A 17,996-nucleotide genomic window follows, 5' to 3' on the forward strand; every position below is an offset into this window, starting at 1 on the left:
GCGGCACCGATGGGCCGACGGTGTGACAGGTAGCACACCAACATGGTAAAGCTCGTATCAAATAGTTTGTGATACCGTTCACGAGTACCGGGAGACGGCCGAAAGACCTAGGAGAGGGTCGACAGGCCCGCTCGTCCCTTCCCCCCGGTCCGGATCGATGCCTTCACCACAGCCCGTCCCCCCGTACGTCCGACATGCCGCCGGAGCTGCCGACATGCCGTCCACCGACGCCCGGATCCTCCGTGGCGCCGCAATCCCCACTGCGGTCGCCGGAGTCGTCGCCGTTGCGATCGCGACCGCCGTCGTGGGGACCAAGGGGCTGCTCGGCGCGCTCTTCGGGGTGCTTCTCGTGGTCTGCTTCTTCAGCTTCGGCCAGGTCGCCCTGGACCGCCTGACGCGGAACAACCCGCAGATCTTCATGGCGGCAGGCCTCATGGTCTACACGACCCAGATCCTGCTGGTCGGCATCGTGCTCGCCGTCTTCAAGGGGACGACCCTCTTCGACACCAAGGTGTTCGCCTTCACCCTGCTCGGCTGCGCGCTCATCTGGACCGCCGGCCAGGTGCGGGCCGCCATGAAGGCCAAGATGCTCTACGTGGTCCCCGAGGCGCCCTCCGAACGCGCCCGGGAGGCCGAGCCAGAACGCCGGTCATGACCTCCGCCTTCCCCCTCCCGAGGGAGGGGGGCGGCGCCCGGGCCCACCGGCCGGGCTGCTATCGTCCGGAACGACACCGGGCACGGGATGCGGCCAGGTCCCTCCGCTCAGCGGACGGATCGCCCCCCGAGCCCGACTCCGGGCCCTTGCTCGACCCGCGATTTCCCCATCTAGTCCCAGTGCCGCCCCGTGGCCGCAGGTCACGCCGACACACCGAGGTTGCCGTTCCCATGCGTCACGACGAAGGAGTCCGTGGTGAGTAGTGCACTCACGCAGCTCGCCTCTGAGGCCGACTGCCACCTGAACTCTGGCTGCGGCTTCCCGGCGCCGGGTCTGCACACCTTCACGTTCGAGCCGCTCTTCACGGTCGGCAGCGTCGAGGTCAACAAGCCGATGCTGCTGTCGGTGATCGCCATGCTCGCGGTGATCGGCTTCTTCGCCGCGGCCTTCGCGAAGCCGAAGCTGATCCCCGGCAAGATGCAGCTCGTGGGCGAGATCGGCTACGACTTCGTCAAGCGCGCCATCGTGCTGGACACCATCGGCAAGAAGGGACAGAAGTACGTCCCGATGATGGTGTCGCTGTTCTTCTTCGTCTGGATCATGAACGTGATGTCGATCATCCCGTTCGCCCAGTTCCCGGTGACGTCGAAGATCGCCTTCCCTGCGGCCCTCACCCTGGTCGTCTGGCTCACCTACATGGGCCTGACCTTCAAGAAGCACGGCTTCGTCGGCGGTCTGAAGAACCTGTGCTGGCCGTCGGGCGTCCCCGGCTGGGTCATGTTCCTGCTGGTGCCGATCGAGTTCTTCTCGAACATCTTCGTGCGGCCCTTCACGCTCGCGGTCCGGCTCTTCGCGAACATGTTCGCCGGCCACCTGCTGATCGTGATGTTCTCGCTGGCCTCCTGGTACCTGCTCACCCCGAGCCTGGGCGCGCTCTACGCCGGCACCTCCTTCGTGGTGACCATCGCCCTCACCGCGTTCGAGCTGCTGATCCAGTTCCTGCAGGCCTACATCTTCGTGATCCTGGCCAGCACCTACGTCTCCGGCGCGCTCGAAGAAGCGCACTGAGACCGCAGACCTTCCTTCCCACCCCGCAGTCGTCCGGTGGCCAACCACCACCGGCTCACTATCCGCAAAGGACAGCTGAAATGAGCATCCTCGCCGCAGGCGTTTACGGCTCCGTCGCCTCCATCGGTTACGGCCTGGCCGCCATCGGCCCCGGCATCGGCGTCGGCCTGATCTTCGGCAACGGTGTGCAGGCGATGGCCCGTCAGCCCGAGGCTGCCGGCCTGATCCGCTCCAACATGTTCATCGGCTTCGCCCTCACCGAGGCGCTCGCCCTCATCGGCATCGTGATGCCGTTCGTCTTCGGCGCCGGCCCCAAGTAATTCGGCGTCCGGTAGCCCCTTCCGACGAAAGGTCCAGATATGAACTTCCTGGCTGAAGCCGCGGAGGCGGAGAACCCTCTCCTCCCCGCGTGGCCGGAGCTCATCATCGGCCTGATCTGCTTCTTCATCGTCTTCGGGTTCCTCGGCAAGAAGCTCCTCCCCAGCATCGAGAAGGTGCTGTCGGAGCGCCGGGACGCGATCGAGGGCGGCCTCGAGCGGGCCGAGGAGGCGCAGGCCGAGGCCCAGCGCACCCTGGAGCAGTACCGCGCCGAGCTCGCCGAGGCGCGCCACGAGGCGGCTCGGATCACCGAGCACGCCCGTGAGCAGGGCGCCGCGCTGATCACGGAGATGCGTGAGGAGGGCCAGCGCCAGCGGGACGCCATCGTCACCGCCGGCCACGCCCAGATCGAGGCCGACCGCAAGCAGGCCACCGCCGTGCTCCGGCACGACGTGGGCGCGCTCGCGACCGAGCTGGCCTCCCGCATCGTCGGCGAGTCCCTCCAGGACTCCGCCCGGCAGAGCGGGATCATCGACCGCTTCCTCGACGAGCTCGAGGCCAAGGCCTCCGTCTCGGAAGGTGCGGCCAAGTGATCGGCGCCAGCCGTGGGGCCCTCGCCGCGGGGCGGGAGAACCTCGAGAGCCTGACCGACTCCACCGCGGTGGACGCCGTCAGGCTCGGTGAGGAACTCTCCGCCGTCACCGCGCTGCTCGACCGCGAGGTGTCGCTGCGCCGGGTCCTCACCGACCCGGCGCGGTCCGGGCAGGACAAGGCCGGCCTGGTCGCCTCGCTGCTGGCCGGGCAGGTCTCCGGCGAGACCGTCGACCTGGTCTCCGGCCTGGTCCGCTCCCGCTGGTCCGGTTCGCGCGACCTGGTCGACGCCGCCGAGCAGCTGGCGGCGTACGCCGAGGTCATCGCGGCCGACCGGGCCGGGGCGCTGGACGACGTCGAGGACGAGCTGTTCCGGTTCGGCCGCGTCGTCGCGGGCTCCCCGGAGCTGCGGTCCGCGCTGAGCGAGCCCAAGGCCGGCACCGCCGCCAAGGCGGAGCTGGTGCGCTCGCTGCTCGGCGGCCGCGCCAACCCGGCCACCGTGCGCCTGGTCGTCTCGCTCGTCTCGCACCCGCGTGGACGTAGCCTGGACCAGGGGCTGGAGTCCTACTCCAGGCTCGCCGCCTCCCGTCGCGGCCGTGTGGTGGCCCTGGTCACCACCGCGGTGCCGCTGTCGGACGGGCAGCGTCAGCGCCTCGCCGGCGCCCTGGGCCGGCTCTACGGCCGCCAGGTGCACCTGAACATCGACATCGACCCCGAGGTCCTCGGCGGTGTGAAGGTGCAGATCGGCGACGAGATCATCGACGGCACCGTGGCCAGCCGCCTGGAAGGCGCCCGGCAGGGCCTCGAGGGCTGACGCCCCGGGCCCGGAAGCAGCATCCGACCCTCGGTCGGGACAACGTACGGCCGGTTCCACGAACCACACCGGCCGAGGATCGAATACTTGCGGCCCTCCAAGGGCGGGCCGAGGATCGCAACCTAGGAGAGCAGGGAACCCAGATGGCGGAGCTCACGATCCGGCCGGAGGAGATCCGGGACGCGCTGGCGAACTTCGTCCAGTCGTACCAGCCGGACGCCGCCTCGCGCGAAGAGGTCGGCACGGTCAGCGAGGCGATGGACGGCATCGCCAAGGTCCAGGGCCTTCCCTCGGCCATGGCCAACGAGCTGCTGAAGTTCGAGGACGGCACCCTCGGCCTCGCGCTGAACCTCGAGGACCGCGAGATCGGCGTCGTCGTCCTCGGCGACTTCAGCGGCATCGAGGAGGGCCAGACGGTCCGCCGTACCGGCGAGGTGCTGTCGGTTCCCGTGGGCGAGGGCTACCTCGGCCGCGTGGTCGACCCGCTGGGCAACCCGATCGACGGCCTCGGCGCGATCGAGTCCACGGGCCGCCGCGCCCTGGAGCTGCAGGCCCCCGGCGTCATGGTCCGCAAGTCGGTCCACGAGCCGATGCAGACCGGCATCAAGGCCATCGACGCGATGACCCCGATCGGCCGCGGCCAGCGCCAGCTGATCATCGGCGACCGCCAGACCGGCAAGACCGCGGTGGCGATCGACACCATCATCAACCAGCGCGACAACTGGCGCTCGGGCGACCCGAAGAAGCAGGTCCGCTGCATCTACGTCGCCATCGGCCAGAAGGGCTCCACCATCGCGTCCGTGCGCGGCGCGCTGGAGGAGGCCGGCGCCCTGGAGTACACCACCATCGTCGCCGCCCCGGCGTCGGACCCGGCGGGCTTCAAGTACCTGGCCCCCTACACCGGCTCCGCCATCGGCCAGGAGTGGATGTACGACGGCAAGCACGTCCTGATCGTCTTCGACGACCTGTCGAAGCAGGCCGAGGCCTACCGCTCCGTCTCCCTGCTGCTCCGCCGCCCGCCGGGCCGCGAGGCCTACCCGGGTGACGTCTTCTACCTGCACTCCCGCCTGCTGGAGCGCTGCGCCAAGCTCTCCGACGAGCTGGGCGCGGGTTCGATGACCGGCCTGCCGATCATCGAGACCAAGGCCAACGACGTGTCGGCGTACATCCCGACCAACGTCATCTCCATCACCGACGGCCAGTGCTTCCTGGAGTCCGACCTGTTCAACGCCGGCATCCGCCCGGCCGTGAACGTCGGCATCTCGGTCTCCCGCGTCGGCGGCTCCGCCCAGATCAAGGCCATGAAGTCGGTCGCCGGCCGCCTGCGCCTGGACCTGGCCCAGTACCGCGAGCTCGAGGCGTTCGCCGCCTTCGGCTCCGACCTGGACCCGGCCTCCAAGGCCCAGCTGGAGCGCGGCGCCCGCATGGTCGAGCTGCTGAAGCAGGGCCAGTACGCGCCGTTCCCGGTCGAGGAGCAGGTCGTCTCCATCTGGGCCGGCACCACCGGCAAGCTGGACGACGTCCCGGTCGCCGACATCCGCCGCTTCGAGCGCGAGTTCCTCGACAACCTGCGGGTGGAGCACAAGCAGCTCCTCTCCGGCATCGTCGAGACCGGCAAGCTCGAGGACGGCACCATCGACGCGCTGACCGCCGCGATCGCTTCCTTCAAGCAGGGCTTCGAGACCTCCGAGGGCAAGCTGCTCGGCGAGTCGGCCTGAAGCCGGACGGAAAGGACGTAACGACCCATGGGAGCCCAGCTTCGGGTCTACAAGCGCCGGATCCGCTCCGTCTCCGCGACCAAGAAGATCACCAAGGCGATGGAGATGATCTCCGCGTCGCGCATCGTCAAGGCGCAGCGCGCGGTGGCCGCCTCCACCCCGTACGCGAGTGAGCTCACCCGCGCGGTGACCGCGGTCGCCACCCGGTCCAACGCCAAGCACCCGCTGACCACGGAGAACCCCGACGCCACCCGCGCCGCGGTCCTCCTGGTCACCGCGGACCGCGGCCTGGCCGGCGGCTACTCCTCCAACGCCATCAAGGCTGCGACGCTCCTCGGCGAGCGCCTCACGGCCGAGGGCAAGGAGGTCGTGACGTACATCGTCGGCCGCAAGGGCGTCGCCTTCTACAACTTCCGCAACCGCCCGGTCGCGGAGTCGTGGACCGGCTTCTCCGACAAGCCGACGTACGCGGACGCCAAGACGGTCGCGAGCACCCTCATCGAGGCGTTCGTGACCGACACGGCGGACGGCGGCGTGGACGAGCTCCACATCGTGTCGACCGAGTTCGTGTCCATGCTGACGCAGAACGCGGTGGACGCCCGGCTGCTGCCGCTGCACCTCGACGAGGTGGCGGAGGAGCGCGAGGAGTCCGCGAAGGCGGAGATCTTCCCGCTGTACGACTTCGAGCCGTCGGCGGAGGGCGTCCTCGACGCGCTGCTGCCGCGGTATGTCGAGAGCCGGATCTACAACGCGCTGCTCCAGTCGGCAGCTTCGGAGCACGCCGCCCGCCGGCGCGCGATGAAGTCGGCGACGGACAACGCCGAGGAGCTCATCAAGTCGCTCACGCGGCTTGCCAACTCGGCCCGCCAGGCCGAGATCACCCAGGAAATCAGCGAGATCGTCGGTGGCGCGAACGCCCTGGCCGACGCTAGCGCGGGGAGTGACTGACAACTATGACCGCCACTGTTGAGACGGCCACGGCGACGGGCCGCGTCGCGCGGGTCATCGGCCCGGTCGTCGACGTGGAGTTCCCCGTCGACGCGATGCCGGACATGTTCAACGCCCTGCACGTCGAGGTCGACGCGCCCGACGGCACCGGCAGGAAGACGCTGACCCTCGAGGTCGCCCAGCACCTGGGCGACGGCATGGTCCGCACCATCTCGATGCAGCCCACCGACGGCCTGGTCCGCGGCGCCGGTGTCACCGACACCGGCTCGGCGATCTCCGTCCCGGTCGGCGACATCACCAAGGGCAAGGTGTTCAACGCCCTGGGCGACGTGCTCAACGCCGACCCGGCGGAGTTCAACGCCCAGGTCACCACGCGCTGGCCGATCCACCGCAAGGCGCCCAACTTCGACCAGCTCGAGTCCAAGACCGAGATGTTCGAGACCGGCATCAAGGTCATCGACCTGCTGACCCCGTACGTCACGGGCGGCAAGATCGGCCTGTTCGGCGGCGCCGGCGTCGGCAAGACCGTCCTCATCCAGGAGATGATCTACCGCGTCGCCGAGAACTTCGGCGGTGTGTCGGTCTTCGCCGGTGTGGGCGAGCGCACCCGTGAGGGCAACGACCTCATCCACGAGATGGTGGACTCGGGCGTCCTCGACAAGACCGCCCTGGTCTTCGGCCAGATGGACGAGCCGCCGGGCACCCGTCTGCGCGTCGCGCTCTCGGCCCTCACCATGGCCGAGTACTTCCGCGACGTGCAGCAGCAGGACGTGCTGCTCTTCATCGACAACATCTTCCGGTTCACCCAGGCCGGCTCCGAGGTGTCGACCCTGCTCGGCCGCATGCCCTCCGCGGTGGGCTACCAGCCGAACCTGGCCGACGAGATGGGCCTCCTCCAGGAGCGCATCACCTCGACCCGCGGTCACTCGATCACCTCCATGCAGGCGATCTACGTCCCCGCGGACGACCTGACCGACCCGGCCCCGGCCACCACCTTCGCCCACCTCGACGCGACGACGGTGCTCTCCCGTCCGATCTCGGAGAAGGGCATCTACCCCGCGGTCGACCCGCTGGACTCCACGTCCCGCATCCTGGACCCGCGCTACATCGCGCAGGACCACTACGACACCGCGGTCCGCATCAAGGGGATCCTCCAGAAGTACAAGGACCTCCAGGACATCATCGCGATCCTCGGCATCGACGAGCTGGGCGAGGAGGACAAGCTCACCGTCCACCGCGCCCGCCGGATCGAGCGCTTCCTCTCGCAGAACACCTACGTGGCGAAGCAGTTCACCGGTGTCGAGGGCTCGACCGTGCCGCTGTCGGAGACCATCGAGGCCTTCAACGCGATCGCGGACGGCAAGTACGACCACGTCCCCGAGCAGGCCTTCTTCATGTGCGGCGGCATCGAGGACCTCGAGAAGAACGCCGCCGAGCTGCTGAAGAAGTAAGGCAGCAGGCAGGCAGGTCGTCGTGACGGAGAGGGGCGGGCCCCGGGGCACCGGGCCCGCCCCTCTCCGCGCACCGGCCCGCCGCCAGGCCGGGTTCCGGCCATCCCCGCCCCTCCCGGTTTCGGCCGGGCGGGACGGGGCCGTTATCCTTACCGGGACCGCCCGTCCATCCGGCGGTCCCACGATCCGAGGAGCCAACGTTGGCTGAGCTGCACGTCGAGCTGGTCGCGGCCGACCGCAAGGTGTGGTCCGGTGCGGCCACCATCGTCGTCGCCCGGACCGCGTCCGGTGACATCGGCATCCAGCCGGGCCACACCCCGGTGCTGAGCGTGCTGGAGTCCGGCCCGGTCACCATCCGCCAGGCGGACGGCGGCACCGTCGTCGCCGCCGTGCACGGCGGCTTCATCTCGTTCGCGGACAACAAGCTGTCGCTGCTCGCCGAGATCGCCGAGCTGGCGGACGAGATCGACGTCGCCCGCGCCGAGCGCGCCCTGGAGCGGGCCAAGTCGGACACCGACGCCCACGCCGAGCGCCGGGCCGAGGTCCGACTGGTCGCCGCGTCCCGCAAGGCCGCCTGAGGCCGCGACGGCGCACGCCGAGAGGCAGAGCTTCACCGGCGGTCCCGGGGCGCTTCGACAGTGACCCCGGGACCGCCGCACCGGTTGATAGGGGTGGCGGGTCCGCGGGGCACCCGCCCCGCCCAGCGGAAGTGCGAGCGCGAGGAGGTCGGTGGGCATGGTCCTCGCCCTTGTGGTGTGTGCGGCGGTCGTCGCGGTGGGCGTCGCCGGCCTGGCGGCCTTCGCGCTGCGCCGCCGGCTCATCCAGCGGGTGGGCGGCACCTTCGACTGCAGCCTGCGCCTGCGGATGCCCGCCCCCGTGTCCCCGGCCCCCGTGCCGGACCCCGCGCCCGACGGCGAGCCCGCCCCCGCCCCGCCGACCCCCGCCGACGGCAAGGGGTGGGTCTTCGGCATCGCCCGCTACAGCGGCGACTCCATCGAGTGGTTCCGCGTCTTCTCCTACGCCCCGCGGCCGCGCCGCGTGCTGCCCCGCTCCGAGATCGAGGTCCTGGGCCGCCGCTACCCGGCCGGCCAGGAGGAGCTCGCCCTCCTCTCCGGCTCCGTCGTGCTGCGCTGCCTGCACCGCGGCGCCCCCCTGGAGCTGGCCATGAGCGAGGACGCCCTGACCGGTTTCCTGGCCTGGCTCGAGGCCGCCCCGCCCGGACAGCGCGTCAACGTCGCCTGAGTCCCGTACCGCCCCGGTGGGCCCCCGCCGCGGCCGCCCTCCTTGCCTGCCCCATCCCGGCCCGCCCCCGCCCCCGGGCCCGGCCGGCCGGGCCCGGGCCTGACAGCCCGCCGTACCGCTGAGTAGGCTGCGCCCCATGGTCAACCTCACCCGGATCTACACCCGCACCGGCGACGACGGCACCACGGCGCTCGGCGACATGAGCCGCACCACCAAGACCGACCCCCGGCTGGCCGCCTACGCGGACGCCAACGAGGCCAACGCCGCCATCGGCGTCGCCCTGGCCGCCGGCAGCCTCCCCGAGGACGTCGCCGCCGTCCTGGTCCGGGTGCAGAACGACCTCTTCGACGTCGGCGCCGACCTCGCCACCCCCGTGGTCGAGAACCCGGAGTACCCGCCGCTGCGCGTCCTCCAGACCTACATCGACCGGCTGGAGGCCGACTGCGACACCTACCTGGAGCAGCTGGAGAAGCTGCGCAGCTTCATCCTCCCCGGCGGTACCCCCGGCGCCGCCCACCTCCACCTCGCCTGCACCGTCGTGCGCCGCGCCGAGCGCTCCACGTGGGCCGCGATCGAGGTCCACGGCGACAGCGTCAACCCGCTGACGGCCAAGTACCTCAACCGCCTCTCCGACCTGCTCTTCATCCTCGCCAGGATCGCCAACAAGGAGCGCGGCGACGTCCTGTGGATCCCCGGCGAGAACCGCTGAGGGACACCCCGCCCGGGGAGCCGCCCGGTGCCCCGGGCGGGTCCCGGCGGCGGGCTCCCCGGCCGTGCCGGGAGCCCGGCCGCGGCCTCAGCCGTCCGGCTCCGCCAGCACGCCCCGCGCCCGGTCGGCCTCCTGCGGCCACACCATCACCCGGGCGCCCTGGGTGGTGTGCACCACCGTGCTGCGGATGCCCGCGCCGTCCAGCCGCCGGGTCAGCCGCAGCGCCTCCGCCGCGTCGCGGGGCGCGGCGACGCTCACCAGCAGCCCGTACTCGCCGGGCCGCCCCGTCCGCGGCGGCCGCGCCACCAGCGACCTGCCGCCGCTGAAGGTCCAGCGCAGCAGCAGCACCATCACGCCCAGCACGCCCAGGGCCAGCAGCAGCGCCGGCAGGGGGTCGAGCCCTTCCACCTGAACCCACCTCCCGTCCGCACCGGCCGCCCCGTCCGGCGTCGGAACCGGACGGAGATCACACCCTCCATTGTCACCACAGCGCCGCGCCCGGCGTTAGAGTCCCGACCGGAGCGGCGCGGCTCGGGCGGTGACCCCTGCCCGTGGGCCGGACGCCGCACGGGACGTGGAGGAGCAGCGTGAGCAAGAGGATCGCCGTCGTCGGCGCCGGCCTGATGGGATCCGGCATCGCCCAGGTGTCCGCACAGGCCGGGTACGAGGTGGTGCTGAGGGACGTCACCGAGGAGGCGCTGCGGCGCGGCGTGGGCGGCATCCGGGCCTCCTACGAGCGCTTCGTCGCCAAGGGGAAGCTCTCCGCCGAGGACGCCGAGGCGGCCCTGGGCCGCATCACCACCACCACCGACCTGGAGGCCGTCGCCGACGCCGACCTGGTCGTCGAGGCCGTCTTCGAGAAGCTGGAGGTCAAGCAGGAGGTCTTCCGCGAGCTGGACCGCATCGCCCGCGACGGCGCGGTGCTCGCCACCAACACCTCCGCCATCCCGATCACCCGCATCGCCGCCGTCACCGACCGGCCGGAGAGCGTGGTCGGCACCCACTTCTTCTCGCCGGTCCCGATGATGCAGCTGTGCGAGCTGGTGCGCGGCTACAAGACCGGCGACGAGGCCCTGGCGGCGGCCCGCGCCTTCGCCGAGGGCGTCGGCAAGACCGTCGTCGTGGTCAACCGCGACGTGGCGGGCTTCGTCACCACCCGGCTGATCACCGCCCTCGTGGTGGAGGCGACGAAGCTGTACGAGTCCGGCGTGGCCTCCGCCGAGGACATCGACACCGCCTGCCGGCTCGGCTTCGGGCACGCCATGGGCCCCCTCGCCACCGCCGACCTCACCGGTGTGGACATCCTGCTGAACGCGACGCGGAACATCTACACCGAGACCCAGGACGAGAAATTCGCGCCGCCGGAGATCATGGCCCGCATGGTCACCGCGGGCGACCTCGGCCGCAAGAGCGGACGCGGTTTCTACGGGTACGACGAGAAGTGACCCGCGGCGGCCGGGGCCCGGGACGGCCGGGCCCGGCCGCCCGTCGCACCCGGGGTGAACTTGCTCACCTCTGCGCCGCCGCGGGGTGACGGCGGCACCGGATGGGCTGTAATCGGACGAGGGCCTGCGAAGGAACCGCCGGTATTCCCCCGGACGGGTGAATTCGTTTCAGATGTCGCCCGCACCAGCAACCTGCACACCTGGTCCCGCGTCAGAGAAGAGAAGTGCCGGGACCGGCACCCGCGGCGTGGCGCCACGGCCGCGCGGGGACGTACGGGAGGAAGACGGAGGAGAAGGGGCATGCGCATCACGGGCGACCACGCCGAGCTGGCCGTCGAGGGGCGTCTCGACGTGCGTACCGCCGCGGACGCCCGAGCCGTGCTGCACGAGGCGGTGGACGGCGGGCGGGGCGACCTCGTCCTCGACCTCGGCCGCCTCGACTCCTGGGACGCCACCGGACTCGGCGTCATCATGGGCACCCACCGGCGGGCCGGGAGGCTCGGCCGGCGGCTGGTCCTGCGGGCCGTGCCGCTCCAGCTCCAGCGGCTGCTGGTCGCCACCCGGCTGCACCGCATCCTCGCCATCGAGGGAGCCGTCCGCGAGCCCGGCGGGGCCACCCTCCCCGGGTCCGGCGCCGACGCCGAGGCCCTCCCGGTGGCGGGCGCCGCGCTCCCCGGCGGCGGGTCCGCCCCGTGGCCCGCGCCCGCCCGCGCCTGACCGGCCCCCTCCGGCCGTACTCCCCGCGCTGCCCCGTCCTGCTCCCGGCCCCGCCCTGCTCCCGGGCGCGGACCGCTTCCCGGCCGCCCCAAGTCCCGCCCAGGTCACCGGGCTTCCGCCCCGTCCGCGCCGGGGTCCGGGGTTGGTCGCAGGTGGGCGAGGGTCTAGGGTTCGCCATCGAGAGGCCCGGACACGCCCGGGCGGCCGACCGGTCCTTCGGCCACGGTCTACAGCGGCGGAGCGACGACGATGAACCCATCCCCCGGGGGCCCCGGGCCCGGCGAGCCCGGAGGCCCCGAGGAACGCCACCGCGACCTGCCCGCCCTTCCGAGGCGCCGCACCCCCGCCGCCGCGCAGGACGGGGCCGCAGCGCAGGACGGGGCCGCGCCGTCCCGCGGACGGCCCGCACTGCCGACGCGCCCCGTGGGCGCCGGCCGCCCCGCGGGCTTCGACGGCCCCTCGGGGACCGGGAGGCCCGCACCGCCCGCGGACGACCGCCCCGCGCTGCCCAGGCGCCCCGTGGGGGCGGGCCGCCCCGCCGGCTTCGACGGGCCCCCGCCGCTGTCCGAGCGCCCCGCCGCACCGGCGCGTCCCGTCGGGTTCGGCAAGCCCGGGCCGTCCGCGGACCGCCCGGCCCTCCCGACGCGCCCCGCGCCGTCCGGCCGCCCGGCGGCGCCCGCCCCCGACCCGCAGTCACCCCGTGAGGCCCCCGCGGCGCCCCGGCCCGTGACCGACACCGCCCCCCTTCCCGTCCTCGCGGCCGCCGCCGAGGAGGAGGCGCGGGTGCGCACCGGCGAGGTCGTCGCCGGCCGCTTCCTGGTCGCCGTGGGCGCGCCGGAGGGCTCCGAGGCCCTGCCCTGCCCCGCGGACCGCCTCCCCGAGCCCCGCCCCGTGGCGCGCACGGCCGGCGGGCGCCGCCCCGCCGGGCCCGTGGGCCCCGTCGGCCCGGTGGTGCTCGGCTCCGGACCCGGCGGCGCCGCGCTCCTGGAGCGCGAGGCCGAGGTCGCGCGGCTCCGCGACCTCCTCTCCCGCGGCCGCTCCATACGGGTCACCGGGCCGTCCGGCTCCGGCCGCAGCGCCCTGCTGCGCGCGGTCGCCGACTCCTGCGCGGGCATCGCCCCCGACGGCGTCGTCCGGCTGAGCGGGTACCGCCGCACCCCGGCCGACCTGCTGCAGGACCTCTACGCCGCCACCCACCGTGCGCCCGGCCACCGCCCCGACCGCCGCGAACTGCCGGACCTGCTGGCCGGGGTGGGGGCCCTGGTGGTCGTCGACGACGTGGAGTTCGGCGGCGCCGCGCTCGACGAGTTCCTGGACGCCGCCCCCGAGTGCGCGTTCCTGGTCGCCACCGCCCCCGACACGGCCGCCCCCGACTCCGGCGCACGCCTGGAGGAGAGCGTCCTCGGCGGACTCTCCCGCGACGCCTGCCTGGCGCTCCTCGCCTCGCTCGCCGGGCGCCCCCTGGACGCGGTCGAGCGGGCCTGGGCGGTGGACCTGTGGTTCGAGTCCGAGGGCCTGCCGCTGCGCTTCGTCCAGGCGGGTGCGCTGCTGCGGCACCGCGACGTCGCCGCCGACGCCCTGGCCGTCACCCGCGAGGAGCGGGCGTCCCTCTTCGGCGGCGGCGCCGGCCCCCGTCCGGACGGCGACCCCGCCCTGCTGGACGAGGAGCTGCGGCAGGCCGTGCCGCTGCCCTCGGTCGCGGAGAGCGCGGCCCCCGCCGTGCGGATCGCCCGCGGCCTCTCCGGCCAGGCGCGGGAGGTGCTCCGGCTCGCCGTGGGCCTCGGCGGCCAGTGCCCCACCGCGCCGCACCTGCCCGCGCTGATCGACGTCGGCCAGGGCGAGAGCGCCCTGCGCGAACTCGTCGACTGCGGGCTCGCCGTCTCCGCGGGGGAGCACCACCGGCTGACCGCGGGCGTCCGCTCCCTCCTGGCCATGGAGTGGCGGACCGGTGACGTCGCCCGCGGGGCGGCGCAGCACTTCGCCTGGTGGGTCGGCCACTCCTCGGTCGTGCCCGAGCAGGTCGCGGCCGAGGCGGAGGTGCTGGTCGCCGCCCTGTACGCGGACCGGGAGGCGGGCCGGCACGGCTCGGTGGTGCTGCTGGCGCGCGCAGCCGCGCCCGCGCTCGCGCTGAGCCTGCGCTGGGGTGCCTGGGAGCAGGTCCTCCGGCTGGGACTGGAGGCGGCGCGGACCTCCGGCGCGGTCTCCGACGAGGCGTGGTTCCACCACGAACTCGGGGTGCTGGCGCTGGTGACGGGCGCGGAGGACCGGGCCCGGACCGAACTGGAGGCGTCCGTCGCGCTGCGCGGCGCGCTCGGCGACACCTCGGCGGGTGCGGCCCGCCGGATGCTCGCCCTGCTCGCCGGTGCGGGCGGCGCCGCCGGTGCGGCCGGGGCGGTGGGCCGGCCCGCCCAGGGGCGCTCCATGGGCCACCTCCTCTGGCGGCGCGGCGGTGCGGCGGGCGGGCGCGCCCGGCGGCGCGGCGCCGCGGCGGGCGCCGGCGTCGTGCTGCTCGCGGCGCTGGGCGCGACCGCCGGCCTGGTCGCGGCCGGCAGCAGCGCGGGGACGCCGACGCCGCAGCGGACCGTGCCGGGCGTGCCGGCCGACGCGGGGGTCCCGGAGGACCCGGCGGACCTCGGCGCCTCCCCCTCGGCGGACGCCCCGTCCGCACCGGCCTCCGGCACCGTCCGCGGCACCTCGCGCCCGCCCTCGGCCTCCTCCTCCGCGACGGCGGCCTCCGCCCCGCTGCCGGTGCCGGGCGGGTCCGGCGCCCCCTCGGGCTCCGCGGGTCCCGCGGCCCCGACGGCCGGCGCGCCGAAGCCCTCCGCCCGGCCGACGGGCGGGGGCACGCCGTCGCGGCCGCCGAAGCCGTCCCCGTCCGGCACGTCGCCGAAGCCCTCGCCGAGCGGGACGTCGGCGTCGCCGACCGCCTCCCCGTCGGGCTCCGCCTCGCCGAGCACGACGACCCCGGTCGACCCCCCGCCGCCGCCCCCGGGCACGTCGCAGAGCGGGACCGGCCTGCCGTAGAGCGCCGCCGCCGCCCCCTGGCGGTCCTGCCGGGGGTCCGGCGGTCCGGGGAGGCGGCGGCGCCGCGGTGCCGGGCGGCCGCGGGGTCGCGGCGGCCCGGCGGGTCAGAACAGCCTCAGCTTGTCGTCGTCGATCCCGCGCAGCCCGTCGTAGTCCAGGACGACGCAGCCGATGCCGCGGTCGGCGGCGAGCACCCGGGCCTGCGGCTTGATCTCCTGGGCGGCGAAGACGCCCCTGACGGGGGCGAGCAGCGGGTCCCGGTTGAGGAGCTCCAGGTACCGGGTGAGCTGCTCCACGCCGTCGATCTCGCCGCGCCGCTTGATCTCCACGGCGACGGTCGCCCCGGAGGCGTCCCGGCAGAGGATGTCCACCGGCCCGATGGCGGTGGGGTACTCGCGGCGGACGAGGGACCAGCCCTCCCCGAGGACCTCCATCCGGTCGGCCAGCAGCTCCTGGAGGTGGGCCTCCACGCCGTCCTTGATCAGGCCGGGGTCCACCCCCAGCTCGTGGGAGGAGTCGTGGAGCACCTCCTCCAGGGTGATGATCAGCTTTTCACCGGCCTTGTTCTCGACCGTCCAGACGCCCTCGGCCTCCTTGAGGACGCACGGCGGCGACATCCAGTTGAGCGGCTTGTAGGCCCGGTCGTCCGCGTGCACGGAGACCGAGCCGTCGGCCTTCAGCAGCAGCAGCCGGGTCGCGGAGGGAAGGTGGGCGGAGAGCCGTCCGGCGTAGTCGACGGAGCAGCGGGCAATGACGAGACGCACGGTCGACAACGCTAGCCCACCGGGGCCATTCGGTGCGATTCGCGGGAAGGGCGGCTCCCGGCGGCCCGCGGACCGCGACCCTGGAGGCGGGTGTCCACCGGCCGCGGCCCGGCGTCCGACCGGATCTCGGGGCCGATCCCTGGTGGCCTGCGTGCCCGGTGGCTTACCGTGTGTCACGGAGCCGGGTGAGGGGGACTGCTTCTGACGGAATTTCATATGCTTTTGCGCCATCTTCTCCGTATGGCGTCAGGTTTCGGCGAGATTCGCCGGATTACGGTGGCCCCGCCGACAACCGACTGAGAGCCTGCCGGGGCGTGTCGGCGCCGGCGTCCGTACCGGCCGACCGCTCGCCGGCAGCGGCTGAGCACGGCACGGCACCATCCCCCACACCGCACCGTCTCCGGGTCGGCCCGGAGCGGCGAGAGGAGAACCCATGTCGCTCGACGTCTCACCGGCCCTGCTCGAGAAGGCCGAGCGAGGCGAGGTCGACGAGAGGGAGTTCGTCGACTGCGTCCGTACCTCCCTGCCCTACGCCTGGGACATGATCAGCTCGCTGGCCGCCCGGCTCCGGGCGGACGGCACCGGCTTCGCCGACAACCAGGTGCCCCCGCCGGACGAGCAGGCCCGCGGCCAGCTCCTCCGCGCCCTGGCCAGCAACGCCATCCGGGGGGCCCTGGAGCGGCACTTCGGCGTCCGCCTGGCCTTCCAGAACTGCCACCGGGTCGCGGTGTTCGCCCCCGGGAAGGAGTCCGAGGAGCGCTACGAGCGGTTCACCTCGGTGCGCGGGCAGCTGCTCAACCAGTCGCCGGTCCTGCGCGACTGCTGATCCCGGGCCGCCCCCTGCGGCGGGGCGGCCCCGGCCCGCCCCGGGCGGCCGCACCCCGGCCGCACCCCGGCCGGAACACGGCCGGGGCCGCCCGGAGCGCCCCGGCCGCCCCGGGCGGCCCGTCACCGCAGCAGCGGCAGCACCTCCGAGCCGAGCCGGGCGACGTTGTGCAGCGTCGCCGCCCGGTCCCCGGAGCCCTCGACGAGCAGGGCGAACCGCCGGATGCCGGTGCGCTCCGCGGTGGCCAGCATGCGGTCGGCGCACAGCCGGGGGGTGCCGACCGCATGGAGGTCGCACAGCAGCCGGGTGTACTCGTGCGGGTCGCGCATCCTCCGCTCCCGGCCGTCCACGGTGCGGTGCGCGCCCAGCCCGTACCGGAACCACTCCGGCATCGCCGCCAGCAGGGTGCCGCGGGCCTCGGAGGCGCTGTCGCCGACCTGCGCCACCCCGGCGGCCACGTGCTCCCGCTCGACCCGGGCGATCTGCTCCGGCGTGCGCCCCGCGTCCGCCGCGGCGGCCCGGTAGGCGGCCACCATCTCCGCCTTGTCGTCGTCGCCGGAGTGCATGCCGAGCAGCATCGGCAGCCCGCGTTCGGCCGCCAGCCGGACCGAGCCCCGCGAGGTGCAGGCGACCACCACCGGGGGCCCGCCCGCGGCGTGCGCCGCCTGCACGGGCACGGTCTGCAGCGGGTGCGGGCGGCCCGCGGGCCCCGGGGCGGGGGAGCCGGTCCGGCGGCCGGAGCCCGACCGCTGCCGGGGGAGGGCCGCCCGGACGGCGGGACCCGGCCGGTACCGGACGCCGGACGGCAGGCCGCCCCCGACGAGGGGGGTCTCCGAGGCGCGCGGCACCACGGCCACCTCGGGGAAGGAGAACGCCGGCCCGTCCGCACCCACCCGGGAGCCGCGCAGCCACCGCAGCAGGAGGTCGAGCCGCTCGGGGAACTGCGACTCGAAGGCGTCGGCCCCGGAGCCGAAGACGGCCAGGTCCACCCAGGGCCCGCCGCGGCCCACCCCGAGGGTGAAGCGGCCCCCGGAGGTCAGGTGCAGCAGGGCCGCCTGCTCGCCGAGGGCCACCGGGTGCGCCGTGGACAGGACGCTGACCGCGGTGCCCACCCCGATCCGGCGGGTCCTGCCGAGGAGCAGCGCGGCCAGCGTCGCGGCGTCCGGGCACACCCCGTACGGCACGAAGTGGTGCTCGGCCAGCCACACGCTGTCCAGTCCGGCGTGCTCGGCGGCCACGGCGGCGCCCACCGTGCGCTCCAGCGCCTCCGCGTGCCGCTGGCCGGGGAACTGTGCGGAGAGCAGGAACGCGCCGACGCGGAGGGTGTCGGTGTGCGGGCCGCCGGCGCGGGCGGTGTCGGCGGCGCCCGGGTGCGCGTCCCCGGCACGTCCGGCGTCCCCGGGCGCTTGGGCCGCGGCCCCGGCGCTGACGGCGGTCGCGGTCGTGGTGTCGGTCATCGGGTCTCCCTCGGTCGTGCAGGGTCCGCGGCCCCGCCTTGTCCCCTCGTGAGTAACCCATGTCATGTGCCAATGGCACGCCGATTGGCGGAACTGCCGGAAGAAGGGATGCATATCGCCGGATTCGCTGACATCCGGGCAGCTTGCCTGCTATAGGGCTGCCGGCACCCCCTACCCTTGAGGGCGAGGGCGCGCCGCCGTCCGTGCCTCCGCCCCAGTCCCCCTGCGGACAACAGGTCCGGGAGGGAC

At 73.9% G+C, this 17,996-nt stretch carries 18 protein-coding genes; 15 read left to right on the forward strand and 3 right to left on the reverse strand.

All coding sequences use genetic code 11. The features are described from left to right. The first annotated feature begins 214 nt into the window (after positions 1–214). The 11 genes from ACFY07_RS07685 (at position 215) to ACFY07_RS07735 (ending at position 9,514) form a co-directional block, all read left to right on the forward strand. On the forward strand, positions 215–655 hold the full coding sequence (locus tag ACFY07_RS07685) for a hypothetical protein (protein ID WP_390867832.1): 441 nt from the start codon (positions 215–217) through the stop codon (positions 653–655). A 255-nt stretch (positions 656–910) separates the two neighbouring features. After that, positions 911–1,723 carry a F0F1 ATP synthase subunit A gene (gene atpB / locus ACFY07_RS07690; RefSeq protein WP_230650662.1) on the forward strand — a complete coding sequence of 271 codons (813 nt, stop codon included), beginning with the start codon at positions 911–913 and terminating at the stop codon, positions 1,721–1,723. Between the two features lie 80 nt (positions 1,724–1,803). Continuing rightward, the gene (atpE, locus tag ACFY07_RS07695; protein ID WP_230650665.1) at positions 1,804–2,043 is read left to right on the forward strand and encodes an ATP synthase F0 subunit C; all 240 of its coding nucleotides are present in this window, start codon (positions 1,804–1,806) and stop codon (positions 2,041–2,043) included. A gap of 39 nt (positions 2,044–2,082) precedes the next feature. Continuing rightward, complete coding sequence (locus ACFY07_RS07700; protein ID WP_230650667.1) at positions 2,083–2,634, forward strand: F0F1 ATP synthase subunit B; 552 nt, start codon at positions 2,083–2,085, stop codon at positions 2,632–2,634. Continuing rightward, the gene (locus ACFY07_RS07705) at positions 2,631–3,446 is read left to right on the forward strand and encodes a F0F1 ATP synthase subunit delta (protein WP_390867833.1); all 816 of its coding nucleotides are present in this window, start codon (positions 2,631–2,633) and stop codon (positions 3,444–3,446) included. The genes ACFY07_RS07700 and ACFY07_RS07705 overlap by 4 nt, the downstream gene beginning before the upstream one ends. A 143-nt stretch (positions 3,447–3,589) precedes the next feature. Further along, positions 3,590–5,164, forward strand: a complete 1,575-nt coding sequence (gene atpA / locus ACFY07_RS07710) for a F0F1 ATP synthase subunit alpha (protein WP_230650673.1) — start codon at positions 3,590–3,592, stop codon at positions 5,162–5,164. Positions 5,165–5,191: 27 nt separating this feature from the next. After that, the gene (locus tag ACFY07_RS07715; RefSeq protein ID WP_230650676.1) at positions 5,192–6,112 is read left to right on the forward strand and encodes a F0F1 ATP synthase subunit gamma; all 921 of its coding nucleotides are present in this window, start codon (positions 5,192–5,194) and stop codon (positions 6,110–6,112) included. 5 nt (positions 6,113–6,117) lie between these two features. After that, positions 6,118–7,563, forward strand: a complete 1,446-nt coding sequence (gene atpD / locus ACFY07_RS07720) for a F0F1 ATP synthase subunit beta (RefSeq protein WP_230650678.1) — start codon at positions 6,118–6,120, stop codon at positions 7,561–7,563. Between the two features lie 200 nt (positions 7,564–7,763). Continuing rightward, entirely contained in the window at positions 7,764–8,141 is a 378-nt protein-coding gene (locus tag ACFY07_RS07725; protein ID WP_230650681.1) for a F0F1 ATP synthase subunit epsilon, read from the forward strand. A gap of 157 nt (positions 8,142–8,298) precedes the next feature. After that, positions 8,299–8,805 carry a DUF2550 domain-containing protein gene (locus ACFY07_RS07730; RefSeq protein ID WP_390867834.1) on the forward strand — a complete coding sequence of 169 codons (507 nt, stop codon included), beginning with the start codon at positions 8,299–8,301 and terminating at the stop codon, positions 8,803–8,805. A gap of 136 nt (positions 8,806–8,941) precedes the next feature. After that, the gene (locus ACFY07_RS07735; protein WP_230650687.1) at positions 8,942–9,514 is read left to right on the forward strand and encodes a cob(I)yrinic acid a,c-diamide adenosyltransferase; all 573 of its coding nucleotides are present in this window, start codon (positions 8,942–8,944) and stop codon (positions 9,512–9,514) included. Positions 9,515–9,601: 87 nt separating this feature from the next. Here the strand turns inward: ACFY07_RS07735 and ACFY07_RS07740 are convergent, their stop codons facing one another. After that, a complete protein-coding gene (locus ACFY07_RS07740) occupies positions 9,602–9,922 on the reverse strand; it encodes a hypothetical protein (RefSeq protein WP_230650691.1) in 321 nt (106 codons plus the stop codon). Positions 9,923–10,101: 179 nt separating this feature from the next. Between ACFY07_RS07740 and ACFY07_RS07745 the strand changes: the two genes are divergently transcribed. The 3 genes from ACFY07_RS07745 to ACFY07_RS07755 all read left to right on the forward strand — a co-directional run bounded on the left by ACFY07_RS07745 (position 10,102) and on the right by ACFY07_RS07755 (position 14,700). Then, positions 10,102–10,959, forward strand: a complete 858-nt coding sequence (locus ACFY07_RS07745; protein ID WP_230650694.1) for a 3-hydroxyacyl-CoA dehydrogenase family protein — start codon at positions 10,102–10,104, stop codon at positions 10,957–10,959. Between the two features lie 300 nt (positions 10,960–11,259). After that, on the forward strand, positions 11,260–11,676 hold the full coding sequence (locus ACFY07_RS07750; protein WP_390867835.1) for an STAS domain-containing protein: 417 nt from the start codon (positions 11,260–11,262) through the stop codon (positions 11,674–11,676). Between the two features lie 726 nt (positions 11,677–12,402). Continuing rightward, positions 12,403–14,700, forward strand: coding sequence for an ATP-binding protein (locus ACFY07_RS07755; protein ID WP_390867836.1), 2,298 nt, complete (start codon positions 12,403–12,405; stop codon positions 14,698–14,700). Between the two features lie 104 nt (positions 14,701–14,804). Here ACFY07_RS07755 and nucS read toward each other — a convergent pair whose 3' ends face one another. Further along, entirely contained in the window at positions 14,805–15,464 is a 660-nt protein-coding gene (gene nucS / locus ACFY07_RS07760) for an endonuclease NucS (protein WP_230650700.1), read from the reverse strand. 433 nt (positions 15,465–15,897) lie between these two features. Here nucS and ACFY07_RS07765 point away from each other — a divergent pair, with 433 nt between their 5' ends. Next, the gene (locus ACFY07_RS07765) at positions 15,898–16,290 is read left to right on the forward strand and encodes an SCO5389 family protein (protein ID WP_230650703.1); all 393 of its coding nucleotides are present in this window, start codon (positions 15,898–15,900) and stop codon (positions 16,288–16,290) included. A gap of 122 nt (positions 16,291–16,412) precedes the next feature. On the opposite strand, the gene ACFY07_RS07770 is transcribed toward ACFY07_RS07765, so the two are convergent. Then, a complete protein-coding gene (locus ACFY07_RS07770) occupies positions 16,413–17,747 on the reverse strand; it encodes an LLM class flavin-dependent oxidoreductase (RefSeq protein ID WP_390867837.1) in 1,335 nt (444 codons plus the stop codon). Positions 17,748–17,996: the final 249 nt, after the last annotated feature.

This window comes from Streptomyces sp. NPDC001380 (genome assembly GCF_042895785.1).
In the GTDB taxonomy this organism is placed as follows: Bacteria; Actinomycetota; Actinomycetes; order Streptomycetales; family Streptomycetaceae; genus Peterkaempfera.